Source organism: Actinoplanes derwentensis (assembly GCF_900104725.1).
Taxonomy (GTDB): Bacteria; Actinomycetota; Actinomycetes; order Mycobacteriales; family Micromonosporaceae; genus Actinoplanes; species Actinoplanes derwentensis.
Genome location: NZ_LT629758.1, coordinates 2,721,356 through 2,739,977 on the forward strand (window position 1 = coordinate 2,721,356; position 18,622 = coordinate 2,739,977).

Below are 18,622 nucleotides of genomic sequence, written 5' to 3' on the forward strand. Positions count from 1 at the left end.
TGACGAAGAGGCAGCGCCGATGGGCCGTTGTTACGGCCTACCGCCTCGTCGGATACGCCTTCCTGCGTGCGAGGATGCGGATCATGAGCGTTGCCGCGGCCCTGGTGTTCTTCGTGGTCGTCGCGGGCCGGTTTCTGCTGCCGCTGGCCATTCCGTACTTTCCGCTACCCGCCGTCATCGGCTGCCTGGTGCTCGACGGCGTGGACCAGACGATCTTCCAGAGCTTCGGGTACGACCCGCCTGGCTACCAGTCGTACGACAAGGCGATGGACGTCTACTACCTGTCCATCGCCTACCTGTCGACACTGCGCAACTGGACCAACCAGGCCGCGTTCGAGATCTCCCGGTTCCTGTTCTTCTACCGGCTGGCCGGAGCGCTCCTCTTCGAGGTCACGCAGGCGCGCTGGCTGCTGCTGGCCTTCCCCAACGTCTTCGAGTACTTCTTCATCGCGTACGAGACGATCCGGTCCCGCGGGTCACCGGTCACCCTGATGGCCACCTGGTGGATCAGCCTGGCCGGGGTGATCTGGGTGGTGGTCAAGCTGCCGCAGGAGTGGTGGCTGCACGTCGCCCAGTTGGACCTCACCGACGAGATCTCCGGCCATCAGTGGATCCTCGGGCTGATCGTCGCCCTGCTGGCCGGGATCTCCGTGCTGTTTCAGCGACTGATCCGGCCACGGCTGCCGCCCGCCGACTGGGATTGGCGGGTCCGTCCCGAACCGCTGCCGGAGGAGATCGACGAGCCGCACGAGCAGGACGCCTGGCGGACCCGGTACGACGCCGTCTGGTCCTGGAACACCTTCGAGAAAGCGCTGCTGCTCAGCCTGGTCTGCGGCGTCTTCGGCCAGATGCTGCCCGACTTCACCGGCTCCACCACCGAACTGTTCGCCGGTGTGGCCGTCGCCGTCGTCATGAACGCGGCGATCTCACTGGCCGTCGCCCGGCGCAACTGGACGATCCGGTCCACCGGACTCGCCTTCGCCACCCGGCTGCTGCTCAACGTGGCGCTGGCCACGATCGGTGACTGGCTGCTCGGCCGGCAGATGGACGGTTACGACACGCTGTTCTTCCTCACCATGATCTCGCTGATCACCACGTTGCACGACCGCTGGCGCCCGGTGCACCACTACCGCAGGCTCACCGCCACGGCCGGGTGAGCCACGGCGGACCTGTCGCCGCTCCAGCTTCACGACCCGGGCCGCGGGGTTCGACCCGCGATCCGGGTCGAACCCCGCAGCGGATCAGGCGCTTGTTCGGTACGGGTGGATGCTGCTGTCAGGCAACGCTGATGAAGGACATGGTGTCGTTCGCCAACCGACCGCCCAAGCCGTCGAAGTTGATCCGCTGGCCGGACAGCAGCCACGTGCTGGCACCCTGGGCGTTGAAGTCCGCGGTGACCCGGACGTTGGTGTCGGTGTTGTTGATGATCGAGGAAGCGGCGTCGTTGGCGGCGTCGCCGTTGTAGAAGTGCCAGTCCGGCAGGAAGTTGTGCACGCCGCTGTAGACGATGAGGACGCTGCCCGTCAGGTTGACGTTCTGGTAGATGCAGACCTCCCCGTTCTTGCAGGCGTAGGCGGCCTGGGCCGGCGCCGGCAAGGCGACCAGGCTGGCGGCGACGGCCGCGGCTGCAGCGGCAACCATGCGCTTCTTCATACGATCTCCCCATTCATGAACAAATTGTCTATCTCACCCTGACCGGCCCCTCTGGACAGGCAGTTCCTCCGCAGATGCGCCTGGTCGGAGCTGCCCCGGCGGGCGCGCCGCCCGGCCGGCCGACCTGCTCGGGCGGCCGGGTGCGGTGCCCGCTGAGGAGTTATCTGGTCAGCGAGATGTAGGACATGCTGTTGTCGGCCAGGACCAGGCCCTTGCCGTTGAGATTCAACTGCTCGCCAGGCGGGACCCACAGGCTCTTGCCCTGGGCGTCGAAGTCCTCGGTGATCCGCGCTGTCAGCGTGGTGGACCTGTTGATGATCGAGGAGGCGGCGTCGTTGGCGGCGTTGCCGTTGTAGAAGTGCCAGTCCGGCAGGAAGTTGTGCGCGCCGCTGTAGATGATGAGGACACTGCCCCTGAGGTTGACGTCCTCGTAGATGCAGACCTCGCCGGTCTGGCAGGCGTAGGCGGCCTGCGCGGGCGCCGGCGACACGACCAGACCGGTGACGGCCGCCGCGACGGCAGCGGCTGCTGCCATGCGCTTCTTCATGGGTGCTCCTCGAATCTGAGTGTGCTTTCGGCATCACGCTGCCACGCGGCACTGGACAGACACTTTCCGATCTGTTGACCGATGGGTGTTCGGAGTTGATTCGCCTGGTTGGCGCGGAGTTGGACGGGTGACGGCGACCTACCTGTCCTACAAAGGAATGCCTAACCGTCCGTGGCCGCGAAAAGTGCCCGGGCCCGCAGCCGCCGGACCTTGCCGCTCGTGGTCACCGGGATGCTGCCGGTCGGAACCAGGACGATCTCGGTGATCTCGACGTCGTGCCGATCGCGGACCGCTGACCGGATCGCGGACTCGATCTCGGCGCGTAGGACGGCATCGACCGGCAGCGCGAGCCGGACCTCGGCGGCGACGGCGAGCCGGTCCAGGGCGGGGCCGTTCGGGACGACCGCGCAGCGCCGGCCGCGCAGCGCGGGGTGACAGCCCTCGATCGTGAACTCGACGTCCTCCGGGTGCAGGAAGCGCCCGTCGACCTCGATCACGTCGGCGAGGCGGCCGGTGACGAACAGCTCGCCGTGGTGCAGAAAGCCGAGGTCGCCGGTACGGAAGTAGTCCTGACCGTCGAACCCGGAGATGCGGGCGCCGTACACGGTGGTGGTGTCGTCCTTCTCGTAGCCGCGCGCGACGTTCGGGCCGTGCAGCCAGATCTCGCCGATGCCCCCGGGGCCGCGTTCGACGTGGGTGGCCGGGTCGACGATCCGGGCCGTCAGGCCAGGTGCGACGATGCCGCAGCTGACCACCTCCGGCCCGGTGTCCGGCTGCTCGACGGCGGCGCCGGTCTGCAGCGCTCGCCGGTCGAAGCGCACGACGCGGGGCGGGCCGCCGTACCGGAGCCCGCTGACGAAGACGGTGGCTTCGGCCATGCCGAAACAGGGCGCCAGCGCGTCCGGATCGAAGCCGGCCAGGCGGAAGTGCTCGGTGAAGCGGGTCAGGGTCTCGGCACGGACCGGCTCGGCGGCGTTCAGCACGACCGCCATCGACCGCAGGTCGAGCCCGGCCGCCTCCTGCTGGGACACGCGCCGGGCGCAGAGGTCGAAGGCGAAGTTCGGCGCGGCGGTGATCTGGCCGCCGGTCTCGCTGATCGTGCGCAGCCAGACGCCGGGGTCTTTGAGGAAGTGCAGCGGGGAGATCATGGTGGCGGTGCCGGCCCGCCAGGCGGCGAACAACAGCAGGGCCAGGCCCATGTCGTGGAAGACCGGTAGCCAGCTGACCACCTGAGCGGTCTCCACCCGCGGGCCGACCGACCGGACGAACTCGTCGAGCATGCGCAGGTTGTGCAGGTAGTTGTCGTGGCTCACCAGCACGCCCTTCGGCGCTCCGGTGGAGCCGGAGGTGTACTGGACGAGGGCGAGTTCGTGGCCGGCCCGGTCCGCCGCACTGGTGAGACCTGTTTCCACTGCCTGGTCGACGGTGATGCCCCGGTCGCCGAAACCGACCAGTTGGTCCGAGGTCACGATCATCGTGGCGCCCGAGTGCTCGGCGGCCCGCCGGCCGGTCCGTCCCGGGGCGATCGGCACCGCCACGACGCCGGCGTACCAGCAGCCGAACAGCGCCGGGACGAAGTCAGCGTCCGCGCCGAAGAGCAGGGCGACCCGGTCACCGGGTGCGGTGAACTTGGCGAGCGACCCGGCGACCGCCTGCGCCCGGCTGTCGACCTGGGACCACGTCAGCTCCGGCTGCCCGGCGGCACGGACGGCGATGCGGTCGGGGTGGTCGGCGGCGTTGCGCCGCAGCAACTGGACGAGATCCATCGGGTTTTCCTCTTTCGTGAATGGAGAACCCGCGGAACGGTACCTATGCGTTGTTTACGTTTTCTGACCGTTATATACATAAATATTTCACTGCGATCATCGACCGGTCAGATCATCGGCACGGGCCAGCACCATCGCCTGGTCGTCGCGTTCGTTGTCGCGGGGGCGGCGGATCAAGCGGCTGACCTCGCGCAGACCCGCCGACGCCAGGAAGCCGGCGACCTGATCGGCGGAGTAGCAGTAACGATCGAGCCGGACCTGGTAGCCGAGCCGCAGGTAGACCGGGGAGACGTCCCGGACCCCCTCCCCGGCCTGGAACCCGATCAGCAGATGACCACCCGGCCGCAGCACCCGGGCCGCCTCCGCGAACAGCCGGGACTGACCGGCGGGCGGGGTGTGGATGGCCGAGTACCAGAGCAGCACCCCGGCGAACCGCCTGTCCGGGTAGGGCAGCGCGGCCAGCGAGCCGACCGCGAAGTCCAGATCGGGATGGTCCCGGCGGGCGTACGAGACCATGCCCTCCGACAGGTCGACACCCCGCACCCGGCAGCCACGATCAGCGAGGTAGCGGCTCATCCGCCCGGCACCGCACCCGGCATCCAGGACCAGCGGATCGGCGCCGGCCGCGGTCACTGCCGCGATGAAGGCGTCCACCATGGCGCGATCGATCGGGGCTTCGACCCCGGGATCCGGGACGGCACTGACGTACGCGGCGGCGCCGGTGTTGTAGGCGAGGCGCACCTGGTCGGGATTCATGGGCTCGCATCGTAGGGTGCTGAGGTGCATATAGACCTGGTGACCCTGATCGTGGACGAGTACGACCCGGCCATCGCGTTCTTCACGACGGTGCTCGGTTTCGAGCTGACCGAGGACTCGCCGTCGCTGACCACCGACGGGCGGCCGAAGCGCTGGGTGGTGGTGCGCCCGCCCGGCGGCGGGACCGGGCTGCTGCTGGCCCGCGCGGACGGCGAGCGGCAGAGCGGCGCGGTCGGCGATCAGACGGCCGGGCGGGTCGGGTTCTTCCTGAACGTCGACGACTTCGACGCCACTCATCAGCGGATGGTGGAGGCCGGGGTGACGTTCGTCCGCGAGCCGCGTACCGAGTCGTACGGCCGGGTGGCAGTCTTCCTCGATAGCGCCGGAAACCGGTGGGACCTTCTGGGAAAATAGTCCCATGTGTACCGATTACGAGACCCGGCACGGGCTCACCCGCAGGGCCGCCGTCCTCGGCGCGGCCGGCACGCCCGCAGGATGGCGCCGACCTCGAACGGTTTGTAGGCGACGTAGGCCAGGCCGCGCCATGCTGACCGCACGACGGGGGAAGCTTGCACCACTGCCGGCCTCCGCCGGGAACAAGCGGCAGGAAACGCCGTAGTCGCCAGGCCGCCATCAGCGTCTATATCAAAGCCCTCCAGCGTGAGGTCGCCCGAGACCTCCCGGGCGGACCACGCCCCCTTCGCCGACGGCGACCCAGGACCGTGATGCTGTCCGCGTGTCTGGGCCAGCACTGGAGACTCCCGGCCACGATGGAGGATGCAGCGGCCTACCAGCAGCAACCCCGAGTGTTCGGGGTCACACGAGCTCTGCACCCCTGGTGGGGGAATAGGCAGAGGAACCAAAAGTAAGCCCCACCCTGACCCGGGTGGGGCTTACTTTGTTGTCATAAACGACGCCCGGTAGGGCTAGTGGCTATCATGTTCCACATGAACACCCTTTTTGAGCAAGGGTGCCACATTTCTGTGTCCGAGGATCGACACAAACCAATACCCCATTGCCGCCGATTCTTGAAATCGACGTAATTCAAGTCTAATCGCTGCGGGACTCCCACACGATAACCCATACGAGTGGCAGCAGGTCCGGGGAGTGGGGTCGGCGGCAATCCTTCTCCGAAGGAGGCGACGATGACCGATCCCGATCCGGCCCACATGCTCCACTACTGCAGCACTGTCGTACCCGACATGCTCACCACGGTCTGCGGCGTCGATGTGGACCTCGCGCACCGTATCGGCTGCGACATCCTGGACCGTGCGGAAGCGTTCGCCGCTCTCACCGCATCCGACCAGCGGGTGCTGATCGTTCCGTTCCTGGAGGAAGCGGCTCATCACCGCCGCTGGACGCTTCGGTGGACAGCCGGGCGAAGGTCACCGTTGTCGTGCGGAACAGCCTGCTCGAACAAGCCCACCACGACGGCCTGCTGACCTCGGGTGCGATCGTGTCGTTGACCCGATCCGCTGTCGCACCCGCTGGCCGCCCGTCACCGGAACCCGATCAACCACACCGGCCGAACCAGTTCACCGGGCTGTCCGACCGCTACCCCCGCCCCTGGGCCTGCCTGACCGCAGTCGCCGACGCCTTCACCGACCGCCGCCGACACCCGTTGCGCCTGACGGCCGCAGCAGCACCCCAGTTACCCGGCGGCGCTGACGTGGCCCCCGCATCCCCCGTCACCACCACCACCGGCGGCGGGCCGGTCTTCAGCGCCATCGACCCCAGATACGACCACCACCAACTACATGATCCGCCCGACCGACGTCTGGATCCCTCTCGTGCGCCCGGACAGCACCGACTCCTACACCGGCATTGCCTGTACCCGAGGCCTTACCAGCACCCACCGTAAGATCACCGAAACTCTCACCCGCCAACAAGCTCTGCCAGCGCACCACCAGGCCTGGCGACAACACGCACGACGGACAACTCCACACCCGCCGCAGACGACCCCTGCGCGAGCATGAGAATGCTGCCTGACCAGCGCGGACGGCATTCTCGGCACCCGCAGGGCTCCCCCGGCAACAACCCGATCGTCACCAGCTGGCCCGGACCGTACCTGCCGCTCCCCAGCGACGTGGTGATCACCACCGAGCACAACGAGCCACTGGTGAACTGGCACGCCCTCCGCGGACCGCAAGCGATGGCCGCGGTCGCCGCCACCGGCGGCCAGGTCCACGCCGCCGCCGACAACGAACTGCTGACCGCCCGGACGGTCCTGGCCCGCACCGGCTGGACGTCCACCAATCCGGAGCGGCCGGACACGCCGGACTACTGCGGACGGCGCGTTCCGGTCAACTCACCGCAACCCCGATCGTGGTGCTCACCGCCCGTCCGCCCTGAGCAGCCATCGTCCGCACGGTCCGGTCACCCGGGCGGACGCATCACACGAGGCCGTCGATGATCGCCTCGAACACCGGGTGTCTCGGCGGGTAGCGACGAGAGACCGCGCGCCAAGCGCTACGAGTGGTCCGGGCCGCCTCAGCCACCGATCGACGGATCAGAGGAACGTCGTTGTCGGTCAGGGATTCGACCGGGACAAGTATTGCTCTGATGACGTCGCGGGAAACACTGACGTGGAAGGACACCGGAAGCTCAACTTCCCAGCCGACAGGCTCGATCAACGGCACCAGCACGTCGTAGGTCCGCCGGTCGACCACATAACGTACGCGTACTACGCCCTCGGACGATCCCTGAACGCGGAGGAGATGAGGGGACAATTGAATGACGACGATGCCTGCCGTGGACCGCCACAACCTCTCGATCTGACGCGGACGGTCTACCTGAACGGAATCGGCGTGCGATATCGGGCCGGCGGCCAGTTCGTAGGCGTCCCGGCCGTAACCGAGTCCGCGCAGATTACGGAAAATCTGCCTGCGGACACGGGCCTTCAGATCCGCGGACCGCGCACGATCGCCGAATCCGTCAACGGCGCTACGTTCGGCCTTCTGCACGGCACGAATAGTTGGCGACGCCAACGACGACTGTACCGGTGCCGGCTCGTCGAAGAGTCGACTCTCCCAGCCCTCGGTCAGCTCGTGACGCATGGAAAGCCGCGTCCAGTTCGCTGGCTCGGCGGGTGTCGACGCCTGGTCGAGCCTTAACGGCACGTTGGGGGTGAGAGACGAGTACGTGGTCAGGGCGGCATGCCCCATGGCTCGTTGATACTGACGAACGTTCCCGAGAATCACTGCCGTCGGCCGATGGGGAAGACCCTCCCGATCATGAGACACCAAGGCCAAGCCGTCAGCCAGCAGACGCACACCGGAGGCGATCACCGGACCGCCGAGCTCGTGAGCCCGAGTCAATGACCTCCGTACCGCTCTGATGTCGGGCTGCGCCGACCGCAGTTCCTGCCATGCGGCCAAGACATACGCGTCTGCCGATCCCGGCAGCCGCCGTACGAGTTCTTCTGCTGAGTCAGCATCCGGCTCTGCCTCGGTGAGGAATCGGACGTATGCCAGTGCCACGGCGGCGCTTGTGGTAAAACGATCCGAATCCCGCGCGTGCCGGTCCGCGAGCAGCGCGGCCGCCCGCAGATCGCCGTGGCTCAGATAGCCCAGCAGCGCTGCCGCCACGTCGTCGCCGAACAGCGCGACCTCACCGCCTTCCGCTGCCCACGACCCGATGAGCAGGTCCTCACCCTGCACCGTCAACACCGTCGCGATGGGACCGTCGTCCCCGCCGAGCTGGACGGCGACGGGTGTACCGGCATGTTGTCGTGGCAGTTCCGCCAGCAGGTCGGCACTCAGTGCCTGCATGGCTGTCATCGGTACCCATCGGCGTTTGTCGCGCATCCAGGGAATGACCCATCGAACGGCATGTCCCGGACCCGGGGATCTGTTCGTCTGCGGAGCCGGTGTGACGACGACATCGGTCTGATCGTCAGTATGAAAGAACTCCTCGAACGGCCGCCCAGTAGGTGTCCAGCCGCGAACGAGATAGCGCCCCGGATAGGGCAACGGGACGACTGTGCGCCCACTGTAGATCGGCACCTGCGCCACGACACGAAGATCCTCGCCGAGGATCTCCGCTACCGAAGCGTCGGGCTGACTGCGGTCGTCGTCGGGCTGTTGCCGAATGACGATCGCGGACGACGTCATCGCCGCACCACCGGAACGGAGTAGCGGTGATTCGGCGGCACCAGCATGCGCCGGTTGACAGCGTCGTCGAAGTCGCCTCCGCCGAACGTCGCGGCGACCGTGTACGAGTCGGCTGTCGCGTGATCCTGCCACGCCTCCGGCCGCGGAGCCCGGTGCAGCTTCTCCACCGTTCCGTCCAGGGTCAGATCCGCTAACTCCATGGCCTCAGCGGGACGGCACTCGATGCGGAATGGGACCCGAGGCGCCGAAGCGAACGTGCGGATCACACCGCCGTGATAGCCGCCGCCGAACGCGGGCTGCTGTCCGAGGGGTTTCGGCCATGCGTTCCACTCCATGACCCTGGCGATGGCAGCACCCAGGGATCGAGTGTCGATCACCCAATCGTCGTCCTGCCGGGCCCCCAGCCCGCCCAGCGTGTCCAGGACGGCCGCGGCAAAGGGTGTCGGCTGATCTCTGACCCCGTACGCCTCCGTCCCGACGGAGGTGGAATAGATGATCGGAGCGTCGCGGGGCGGCTGATGCAGTGAGGGCGTCATCAGCGAACGTGGCCGCAGTTCCAGATCGTCGAGATAATCGGGCACGTCCCGGCAGGCGTCGATGAAATAGCACTGGATGCCGGCGGCACAGGCGGACATCGCGCGATAGGTTGCCCCGAAATCCACGGCGTTGTCGAAGAATCCGGCCTCGGCGTCGCAGACGTCTTCCAACAGCAGAACGTCGTCTGCCTGGATACGGCAGCCGTGCCCGAAAAAGAAGAAGAGAGCGACGTTGTCCGGGTTAGAACCGCATCGTTTCCGCCAGAGCTCAAAAGCACGGCGGACGTTACCGAACGTCGCTCTTTCCACCTCCGTCGTGCCCTCGTCTACCGGGAAGAGAATCGGTCCAGCCGCGGACACCAGCAACTCGAGGCTGCCGAGCGGCCTGAAGTCGTCGCCCACCAGATTATCGAGGAGCCAGTTCGCGGTCGTCACCGCTGAGGGAACGGCACATGTCAGATCTGAGATCTGCCGCGCCGCCGACCCGAACCTACCCGCGTGCCGAGTAGTCGGTCCGCAGTACGGATACCTGTCGACGCCGACAACAAACGCATGGATCTGCGGCCGGGAACCGGCCCTGTCGAGGACCGTTGTCATGCCAGCGCTCCCTTGACTCGTTCGGCAAGGCGCAGGTGGAAGTTCGGCTGCCGGAAGTACGCGCTGTGCGCCCAGATCGCGTCAGTGGGATAGCAGTAGTCAGTCGTGCCGGACACGATCCGCGATACTCCGTAGGAGAGCACGTCCGCACGATCGACCACGTTGATCCACTGGGCGACGTTCTCGGGCCGGGCGAGACATGGCGGCGGAGTTTCACTGTGAGATGAGAGCACGGGTCCGCTCGCACGGAACAGGCCGAGTTCCGCGAAAAGGCCGACCTGCGAGCCCACCGTCACTAGGACGTCGACTTCGAGGTCGGTCCGGAAGTGGGTCACGATGTCGTACAGGATGTTGCCGCCCATGCTGTGCGCGACCACGACCAGCGGCTGATCCGGCTTTCGTTCCCGAGTCGCCTGGTCGAGGTCGTCCAGAACCGCTCGGACGATGGGCCCCGGTCGATCGCGGTCCCCGCGTTGCGCGAGGTAGGCCAGCACGTCGCCGGCCAGTTCGGTGACGGTGCGCGACGTGGCCCGGCGGACGCCCGACGCCACCCTGCGGGCCGGGATGCCCATCACGTGCTGACCAAGCCGCCGCACCCCCTTCGTCAGCGCTTTGCGAACCGCCCCGGCCCCACCCATGGACTCGATCCGGTCACCGGCCCCGGCGTGCGCGGGTCGCAGGTCACCGGCTAGATGCCACTGCGCGGAGCGTTCCAGCAGCTCTGCTACCAGTTCACTGTCGTTCTCCACCTCGGCGATCCACGGATGACGCTCGACCTCGTCCAGCCCGGGCCGCAGGAGACGATGATGGTGACAGAAGGCGACAGCGCGGGCGGCGGAGTCTGCGACGGACGGATCCCAATCGTCTGCCGAGAGCAGGCCGAAGACGAGATCGATCGCATCGCCGAGGTCACGGCGGGCGACGCCGCAGACTATACGGTCCGGGACGGCGATGTCTTCGGTAGCCGCGACCTCGTCCCGCAGGCCGTCGTCGCCGGCCCCGCCCAGCGCCTCGACGTCGTCGATGCGCAGACTGACGCCGCCCCACCGCAGCATTCCGGCGGAAGGTCCCCAGAGCGGATTCCGCACCACGTCGGTGTCGGGCCACGCGTTGATGACGGGGAACATGAATCTTTTGAAAAGTTCGTCCCGCGCCGTCGCAGCGCTCTGACACCGCGAATCAGGTCGGTTTCCGATGCCGTGTACGAAGACGAGAGGCATACGGAGCCCTTTCCCGGGAACGGCGGCCGTGGATTCACGGCAACGGCCCACCACCGTAGCCAGTGGACAGTCGTCCGGCAAAGTATCCGCGTGCCTGGGCCTGTTTCACCGTCCTGGCCGAGGCGTTTACCAACCGTGGCCGGCACCCGCTACGCCTACCCGCCGCGCCGATCCCCGAACTGCCACACGGCGACGAAGTCGTCACCGTTCCGCTGTCCGGCGTGGACGATGCCGGGCCGGTCTTCAGCGCCATCGACCCGCGCTACGACCAGCACATGATCGCGGCCCTACGCGACGCCGCGACCGCACCTACGACCGCCTGGATGTCGGCGTTGAGTCGGTACTCCCGCAACAGCGACAAGTTGCACCGCACCGTCGAGTACCTGCTCGCTCACCAGACCACCATCCTGACCACCAATTACCTAATCCGACCCACCGACGTCTGGATCCGCCGCGGACACCTCCGCAGGCTCGACAGCCGCGACCCGTACACCGCACTCACCGACATCCACGGTCTGGCCGGCACCCACCGCAACATCGTCGAAGATCTCACCCGCCGGCTCAGCGGCATAGACCGAGCACCGATCACGGCTGGCTGAATGATGCCGAACGGTAGATCAGTGGCCCATCGGGCCCGAAGCAACCTCCGACTCCCGCCTACGCGGGACTCTGCCCGCCGTGGCGGCGCAGTGTGTGGAAGGCGCTGACCTGGCGTTCCGTGCTCGCTCAGCGCCACTGCCACCGTTTCATGGGCAGTCCCGTTCGGCGGACAGTGCGAAGTCCGCAGCTGAGCCAGATGATCATCCCCGATGACGCGCACGGCCGGGGACTCTTTCGTTGGTCCGCTCTGGCCCTCCTACTGGAGTTCGCTGATGCCGTAGAGCGCGCGGAGCCGGTGTCCGGTGGTGTCGCTGAACTGCCACGGCAGGTTGACCCTCGGTGGGTTGTCCATGCTCGGGTTGTAGCCCGGGACGTTACCGAGGGGCAGGTGTTGCATGATCCTGTTGAGAGCGCCCAGGCATGCTGGGAAGAGCTTGTTGACCAGTTGCCGTACGTCGAGGACCAGTTCCCCGTCGAGAGGATCTGCGGGTCTCGGCGCACCGGTCCGCCGGGGACGGAGTGGAGTCCCTGATAGTGGTGTAACGCGGTTGGCGTGATCGTCGGACAGCTTGTCCGGCATAGAGCGCGGCCATCGCGTGATCTTTCGAGCGAACGTCTCACGGAACTCTCGAAAGGACCCACCACGATGGCCGCTCCTCACATCATCGACCCTGCCGGCCTGCTCGGCCAAGCGCTGACCGACGCGTCACCGGATCTGATGCGCCACCTACTGTCCACCGTCATCAACAGCCTGCTCTCCGCCGAGGCCGACGCGATCTGCGGCGCCGAGTACGGCATCAGCAGCCCGGACCGGGTCAACTCCCGTAACGGCTACCGCCACCGCGAGCTCGACACCCGCACCGGCACCATCGACGTCGCCATCCCCAAGCTCCGCTCCGGCTCCTACTTCCCGGAATGGCTGCTCGAACGCCGTAAACGGGCCGAAGCCGCCATGGTCAGCGTGGTCGCGACCTGTTACCTGCTCGGCGTCTCCACCCGCCGGATGGACAAACTGGTGCAGTCTCTGGGGATCACCAGCCTGTCCAAGTCGCAGGTCTCGCGGATGGCCGCCGACCTCGACGACCAGGTCCACGCGTTCCGGACCCGGCCCCTGCACGAGTCCGGGCCGTTCACCTTCGTCGCCGCCGACGCGCTGACCATGAAAGTCCGCGAACAGGGCCGGGTCGTCAACGCCGTCGTGCTGGTCGCGACCGGTGTCAACGCCGACGGCCACCGCGAGGTCCTCGGCGTCAAGGTCGCCACCAGCGAGACCAAGCAGGCCTGGAACACGTTCTTCGCCGACCTGGTCGCCCGCGGCCTGACCGGCACCCTGCTGGTCACCTCCGACTCCCACGCCGGCCTGGTCAACGCCATCGCCGCGAACCTGCCCGGCGCCTCGTGGCAGAGATGCCGCACCCACTTCGCCGCAAACCTCATGGGGATCTGCCCGAAGTCGGCGTGGCCGGCGGTCAAAACCATGCTCCACTCCGTCTACGACCAACCCGACCCCGACTCGGTCCACGCCCAGTTCGACAAGCTCCTGGACTCGGTCGGCAGATCGCTGCCGAAAGTGGCCGCCTACCTCGACGACGCCCGCGCCGACCTGCTCGCCTTCACCACGTTTCCGCAGCAGATCTGGCGTCAGATCTGGTCCAACAACCCCAACGAACGCCTGAACAAGGAGATCCGCCGCCGCACCGACGTCGTCGGGATCTTCCCCGACCGCGACGCCGTCACCCGCCTCGTCGGCGCCGTCCTGGCCGAACAACACGACGAATGGACCGAAGGCCGCCGCTACTTCGCCCTCGACGTCCTCGAACGAGCCCGCAAGACACCGCCCGCAGCCACCGCCACCACCACGGACCTGCCCGCACTGGAGACCGCAGCATGCCCCACCCGACCGGCGACCCCGCCATCCCCGACCCCACCGAACGCGCCCGGCGCAACGCCGCCCTGCACACCGACAACATCGAGACCGGCTTCTGGGACGACCGAGGCCGGCCCGCACCCTGGCCCGACGACATCGACCACTGGCGACCCGAAACCCGCGACCCCGTCACCGGACAGCCCGGCGAACAACCCTTCTAACCAGCACAACTCGAAAGATCAGCCGTTACACCACTTCCAGGGGCTTGACCCCGGACGGTGACGGTGTAGCGGCCGACACCCGGCACCCATCTGCCCTGCGTTGCGCCCCCGGGCGGCTGGACTTTGATACCGAGTGTCGTGGTGGTCCATCCGGGATGGCTTTCGCGGAGGAAGGAGCGAAGCCTGCCCTGGGTGGTGGGCTCGGTGGTGAGGTAGAAGGTTCCGTCCGCGCGGGTCAGGTTGATGGCCTCGTTGTGGACGCTGTTGCGGAGATCTCGCAGGACGCGGAAGGCGTGCTGCATTTCGCTCCCGGGTTTCGTGTGGTCGAACAGGTCTTTGGCGACCGGTTCCAGGCTGGACTGCCACTCCCCATTCTGAGTGTTCTGCCATCCGCCCCGGCGTCCTCCGTTGCGTCCAAGCACGACGTCGGTGATGCGGGCGGCGACGTCGAAGGCCCCGACCAGGGAAAACAGCAGCGAGTCCAGCTCGCACAGCATGTCTTCCGGCTCGTGGCCGACCATCGTGGCTGACAGCGCGAAGATGCTGTCGCGAAACTGAAAGGCCCGCGAGATGCGGGTCAGGAGGGTGCGGTTGAGGTTCTCCAGGGTGAGATCGTTCTTGGTGTCGTACCAGACCCTGCCGGCCTGGTTCCAGCGCTCGAAGGCGGGCATCGCGATGTAGGCGGCGCTCCGCCTCATGGACGTGGGATGCCACCGAGTCGCCGACCCTCCGATGATCACTGGCCGCTGGTGCCAGCGCAGGTAGAGGCCGATGATTGCCAGCGCTTCGTCTGGTGAGACCACGTTGGCGAGGAGTTGGCCGTACGGTCGGTGTCGTTCGGCCAGGAGCCAATCCCGCTCGGTGACGATCAGGTCAGCCTCCTGATCGCTGCCGACGCGGTAGAGCAGCACGCCGTCGCGAGCATCGTTCATGTCGATGCCATGCTTGGCCGCCATCTCGTCGACTTCGACGACCGAATCGGGGTAGTCGTTTACGTCGTTGTGGTCGAACTCGTCGTCGGCGAGCCTCACTTCGAGTGCGTCATGGCCGAAGTAGCTGCGCAGCACCGTCGGGGCGTCGGGGAAGCCGGTACTCCCATTACCGAGGAAGGGATAGCCGTGAAAGGCGCCTTGGCCGTCGACCTGGCCGGTTGCGAGCGGCTGATCGATGAGCATAAGCAGCCGCTGAGGCTGTGATCGGTCAAACGGGTTCGGCGCCCGCGATGAGCGCAGCGTCGGCGGTGCATACGGCGGGAGAGGCACCCATCTACTACAGCACCACCTGAACCCGGCGAGCGACCCAGTTACCCCGGTCATCGAGCCTCGGCAGTCGACGTGACGAACTACTGACCGCTTTGTGTAGTGCTTCGCTGCTTCAGGTATTCGGCCAGGGTGGGCTCCCTGTCGTCTGGCTCGCCTTCGGTCTGGGTAATGAGGAGGTCGAGGCGGCCGAAGATCCACGTAGCCACCATGTCGGGGTAGGCGGACGTGAAGTCGCGTGGTGCCGGCTCCTTCTCATCGATTTCGTAGCACCAGGCGGAAACGACGTTGTCCCCGGCGGCTAGGTCGGCGACTGCGGCTCGGAGGCGGCCGGTGTGTTCGATGATGGTCTGCCGGTGCAGACCCCAAATCGGGCCGGTCGACATGCCTTCGTGCGCGATGAAGTTGCGCGCACGGCGAGCGCGGTGAAGGAGATCCATCTTCGCCATGTCGCTGCTGAGTTGATAGCCGGTGATGTCCTGCACGGTGGCCGCGAGCATCTTGTCTTGTGGCAGCGCGGCAAACGCTTGCTCCAGCGTCAGCACCGGATCGGACTCGACGATCTGCACCAGGTTGAGTATTCGCAGTACGTACTGGCACTTGGTCTCGAACGCGTTAGCCAGGTACAACGCCTTGCCAGCGGCTAGCAGCAACTCTTCGGCCAATAGGGGCTGCCGGAACTCTCGGAGACTCAGCGACCACGCCACGACACCAAGGGTAGGACCGATGTCCATCGAAATAGACTGACGCGCACAGGGGGGCGCCGAGCCAGACCCAAGACATCGCCCGGGTCGGGGCCCGCGGTAACAGTCGGGAACGCGATGCTCGGCGGTCAGCGTGTGATGGGAATGCCGTAGCGCGGCCGAAGAACGGCTGTAGCGAGCAGGTGGCAGCTTGGTCGATGTCGGCGGGCAGGTCCACCGGCCCACCGACAGGCGTACGGCCGCGATCACGGGCGAAGTCCATGACGGTGAGAACGGGTGGGGGCCGGGTGCTTCCGCTGTGGCAGGCGTCGTGCGGGTGGTAGGTGGCTCGATGCCAATGCTGGAGAGAGGCTGGACGCAGCCTCGGGCTGCAGCCCGCGCGGTCGTGCGCGCGTGGACAATCGCGGACAGGATTTTGTAGTCACTGCGACCATGGCTGCATGGTTCGGTACCCCGGCGCTCGACCGCGCCGCCCTGCTCGTCTGGCCGCTGTAGTGACCGTTGCCGCAGTCCTGGTGGCGGTGGTGATGTGGGGGCGGCATCTGCTGGCGAACGCCCTGGTCGTGCCGAGCTGGGACGTGCTCGAGCGTGCTTCATGGGTCGCCGCGGTGGTGGCAGTAGTCGTTCCTGCCGCGGTCGCAGGCCGTACAGCATTGCTGAAACGAAGAACGCGACGGCAAACGTCAGTCCGGATCGGGCGAATCCCCCCGGAGCCAGCCTGGTTTCAGCAGCGGCCCGATCTGCTCGGTCAACCCGGCACCCGGTGGCGCAGCCGGAACCCTTGGCCTACCCAGGTGCTATCGGGGCTGGGCGGGGTCGGCAAAACCCAGATTGCCGCAGCATTCGCCCGTCAGGCCGCCGGCCGCGGTGACCTGAAGCTGCTGGTCTGGATACCCGTGTACGGCCTAGACTCGATCATCACCGCGTACGCAGAGGCCGCAAGAGCCCTGGCAATCGTCGACGACCAGGCCCATCCGCAACAGGCGGCCGACCAACTGATGGTGTGGCTGGAGCAAACCGATCAGAACTGGCTCATCGTCTGGGACAAACTCGACAGCCCTGCCGACGCGGCCGATTGGTGGCCACCTGTGAGCACACATGGCCGGACCATCGTCACCACCCGACGCCGCGATGCCGTGCTCGACGTAGGACACCGTACCTTGATCACCGTTGACCTGTTCACAGCCGACGAGTCAGTGGCATATCTCAGGCGGGCTGTCGGCAAGCCCGTTCAACGCCAGCATGCCGTAGCCCTGGCCAAGGACCTGGATCATCTTCCGCTCGCCCTGGCACAGGCTGCCGCCTTCATCCGGGACCGTGAGCTCGACTGCGTTACCTATCGACGCCGGCTCAGTGACGTGAGACTCAGCCTCGCCGACGTGGTCCCGCCTGAGGACGGGCTTCCGGACAACCACCGCACGACGCTCGCCGCGACCTGGGCGCTGTCGATCGAAGCGGCCGACAAGGCCGGTCCGCCAGGCCTGGCACATTCCATCCTCCACCTCGTCTGCCTCCTGCAACCCGAGGCGATCCCGTTGGACTTCTTCACGAGTACGCCCGCCATCGACTACATAACTTTGGAAGGCGAACTCGGGCAGGAAAGCGATATTCTCGACGTCCTGCACACTCTCGATCGGCTGAACCTGGTCACCTGCAATCAGCGCACCGCCCTGGTACAGACGCATGTGCTGATCCAGCGTGTCATTCGCGATGACCTGGATGCGGACAGCCTCGACGTGCTGGCCTGGATCGCCGCGGACGCGCTGCTGGAAATCTGGCCGGAGGTCGAGCCTGATCGGCTCCGCGAACAGATGTTGCGCGCCAACACGCTCGTCCTCTTCGAGGCGGCGCGCGCCTACTTGATCGAACCCCGTACTCACCGGCTGCATTTCCGCATCACCGACAGCCTCGTCGAAGCGGGGAACCACGATGCTGCGACCGCCATACTGCGACAGCTTCTGGCCGAACAGACCGGCCTGATCGGCGCCGATCATGTCGATTCGCTGACCACCCGCCGACACCTTGCCGACGCGATGGAAGAGAACGATCCACGCGAAGCCGCGGCGGCCTACCGGAGGCTGCTCGACGACTGCGTGCGCATCATGGGCCCGGAACATTCCTACACTCTGGTCACCCGCTGCGAAGTTATGAAACGGGACGCCGACCACGACAATCCGCAGCACACCGTGGCCCGCTTCGAGGAACTGCTCGGCGACTGCCGCCGCATCCTCGGACCAGACGACCCAGTCACGCTCGGCGTACAGGCATCCTTGGCCAACTGGCACGGAGAGACCGGTCACTTCGACGCGGCCAACGAGGTATACCACGAGGTCCTCGCAGCGGAAACCCGGATATTCGGCCCCGACCACCCCACCACGCTGCGCACCCGCAACAACGTTCTGTGCCTTCAGCAGGACTCCGGAATTCCCCTCAACGGATCCGTCAGCTTCCGGGAGCTTGCCGAGGAATACACACGAGTATTCGGTCCGGACCACCCACGCACCCTCGCCACCCGAGCCAATCTCGCCTCCGCCATCGGTGCGGAAGGTGACGCGGAAGGTGCTGCCGACGCATGCCGGACACTGCTCGATGACTATGCCCGGGTTTACGGCGCCGACCACTTCGAAGTCTTGGTCATGCGCTTGGCGCTGTCGTACTGGCAGGCCCACGTCGACGCAGCTCGGCGCACCAACGATCTGTCACCGAAGCGCTGAGACCATTTGCCAGGCCCCTCTCTGTCTGAAATAAGGACAGCACCCGAAGGCTGGCTCCGCCTGCCGAACC

The 18,622-nt window shown here is 66.7% G+C and carries 16 protein-coding genes and 1 pseudogene; 7 read left to right on the forward strand and 10 right to left on the reverse strand.

The features are described 5' to 3' along the window. Positions 1-83: 83 nt before the first annotated feature. The gene (locus tag BLU81_RS12380) at positions 84-1,157 is read left to right on the forward strand and encodes a hypothetical protein (protein ID WP_231954458.1); all 1,074 of its coding nucleotides are present in this window, start codon (positions 84-86) and stop codon (positions 1,155-1,157) included. A gap of 118 nt (positions 1,158-1,275) precedes the next feature. Here BLU81_RS12380 and BLU81_RS12385 read toward each other — a convergent pair whose 3' ends face one another. The 4 genes from BLU81_RS12385 to BLU81_RS12400 all read right to left on the reverse strand — a co-directional run bounded on the left by BLU81_RS12385 (position 1,276) and on the right by BLU81_RS12400 (position 4,722). Further along, entirely contained in the window at positions 1,276-1,653 is a 378-nt protein-coding gene (locus BLU81_RS12385) for a peptidase inhibitor family I36 protein (protein ID WP_092544459.1), read from the reverse strand. A gap of 160 nt (positions 1,654-1,813) precedes the next feature. Then, positions 1,814-2,200 carry a peptidase inhibitor family I36 protein gene (locus tag BLU81_RS12390; protein WP_092544461.1) on the reverse strand — a complete coding sequence of 129 codons (387 nt, stop codon included), beginning with the start codon at positions 2,198-2,200 and terminating at the stop codon, positions 1,814-1,816. Between the two features lie 161 nt (positions 2,201-2,361). Further along, positions 2,362-3,966 (reverse strand): fatty acyl-AMP ligase, encoded by a 1,605-nt coding sequence (locus BLU81_RS12395; RefSeq protein WP_092544463.1) that lies wholly within the window; start codon positions 3,964-3,966, stop codon positions 2,362-2,364. A gap of 96 nt (positions 3,967-4,062) precedes the next feature. After that, positions 4,063-4,722: a class I SAM-dependent methyltransferase gene (locus tag BLU81_RS12400; protein ID WP_092544465.1), complete on the reverse strand. Its 660-nt coding sequence runs from the start codon at positions 4,720-4,722 to the stop codon at positions 4,063-4,065. Positions 4,723-4,746: 24 nt separating this feature from the next. Between BLU81_RS12400 and BLU81_RS12405 the strand changes: the two genes are divergently transcribed. From BLU81_RS12405 to BLU81_RS12415, 3 genes are all read left to right on the forward strand, one after another. Further along, positions 4,747-5,136, forward strand: coding sequence for a VOC family protein (locus BLU81_RS12405; protein ID WP_092544467.1), 390 nt, complete (start codon positions 4,747-4,749; stop codon positions 5,134-5,136). Positions 5,137-5,867: 731 nt separating this feature from the next. Further along, positions 5,868-6,164 carry a hypothetical protein gene (locus tag BLU81_RS12410; RefSeq protein ID WP_092544469.1) on the forward strand — a complete coding sequence of 99 codons (297 nt, stop codon included), beginning with the start codon at positions 5,868-5,870 and terminating at the stop codon, positions 6,162-6,164. 530 nt (positions 6,165-6,694) lie between these two features. Beyond that, entirely contained in the window at positions 6,695-7,135 is a 441-nt protein-coding gene (locus BLU81_RS12415) for a PALP domain-containing protein (protein ID WP_157751509.1), read from the forward strand. On the opposite strand, the gene BLU81_RS12420 is transcribed toward BLU81_RS12415, so the two are convergent. From BLU81_RS12420 to BLU81_RS12430, 3 genes are all read right to left on the reverse strand, one after another. After that, the gene (locus BLU81_RS12420) at positions 7,116-8,834 is read right to left on the reverse strand and encodes a hypothetical protein (protein ID WP_092544473.1); all 1,719 of its coding nucleotides are present in this window, start codon (positions 8,832-8,834) and stop codon (positions 7,116-7,118) included. The two genes, BLU81_RS12415 and BLU81_RS12420, sit on opposite strands and share 20 nt — an antisense overlap. After that, complete coding sequence (locus tag BLU81_RS12425; RefSeq protein WP_092544475.1) at positions 8,831-9,805, reverse strand: caspase family protein; 975 nt, start codon at positions 9,803-9,805, stop codon at positions 8,831-8,833. Before BLU81_RS12425 ends, BLU81_RS12420 begins: the two co-directional genes overlap by 4 nt. Positions 9,806-9,963: 158 nt before the next feature. Next, positions 9,964-11,094, reverse strand: a complete 1,131-nt coding sequence (locus BLU81_RS12430; RefSeq protein ID WP_092544477.1) for a lipase family protein — start codon at positions 11,092-11,094, stop codon at positions 9,964-9,966. A 155-nt stretch (positions 11,095-11,249) separates the two neighbouring features. On the opposite strand from BLU81_RS12430, the gene BLU81_RS12435 reads away from it, so the two are divergent. Then, complete coding sequence (locus BLU81_RS12435; RefSeq protein WP_092544479.1) at positions 11,250-11,786, forward strand: hypothetical protein; 537 nt, start codon at positions 11,250-11,252, stop codon at positions 11,784-11,786. 257 nt (positions 11,787-12,043) lie between these two features. On the opposite strand, the gene BLU81_RS47965 is transcribed toward BLU81_RS12435, so the two are convergent. After that, positions 12,044-12,184, reverse strand: coding sequence for a hypothetical protein (locus BLU81_RS47965; RefSeq protein ID WP_157751510.1), 141 nt, complete (start codon positions 12,182-12,184; stop codon positions 12,044-12,046). Positions 12,185-12,433: 249 nt separating this feature from the next. Here BLU81_RS47965 and BLU81_RS12440 point away from each other — a divergent pair. Then, positions 12,434-13,621 (forward strand): annotated as a pseudogene (locus BLU81_RS12440) (IS256 family transposase); the annotation flags it as partial. 250 nt (positions 13,622-13,871) lie between these two features. Here BLU81_RS12440 and BLU81_RS12445 read toward each other — a convergent pair. Next, entirely contained in the window at positions 13,872-15,050 is a 1,179-nt protein-coding gene (locus BLU81_RS12445; RefSeq protein ID WP_092544481.1) for a hypothetical protein, read from the reverse strand. 167 nt (positions 15,051-15,217) lie between these two features. After that, positions 15,218-15,841: a hypothetical protein gene (locus tag BLU81_RS12450; protein ID WP_092544483.1), complete on the reverse strand. Its 624-nt coding sequence runs from the start codon at positions 15,839-15,841 to the stop codon at positions 15,218-15,220. A gap of 512 nt (positions 15,842-16,353) precedes the next feature. Between BLU81_RS12450 and BLU81_RS12455 the strand changes: the two genes are divergently transcribed. Then, positions 16,354-18,552 carry a tetratricopeptide repeat protein gene (locus BLU81_RS12455; RefSeq protein WP_157751511.1) on the forward strand — a complete coding sequence of 733 codons (2,199 nt, stop codon included), beginning with the start codon at positions 16,354-16,356 and terminating at the stop codon, positions 18,550-18,552. Positions 18,553-18,622: the final 70 nt, after the last annotated feature.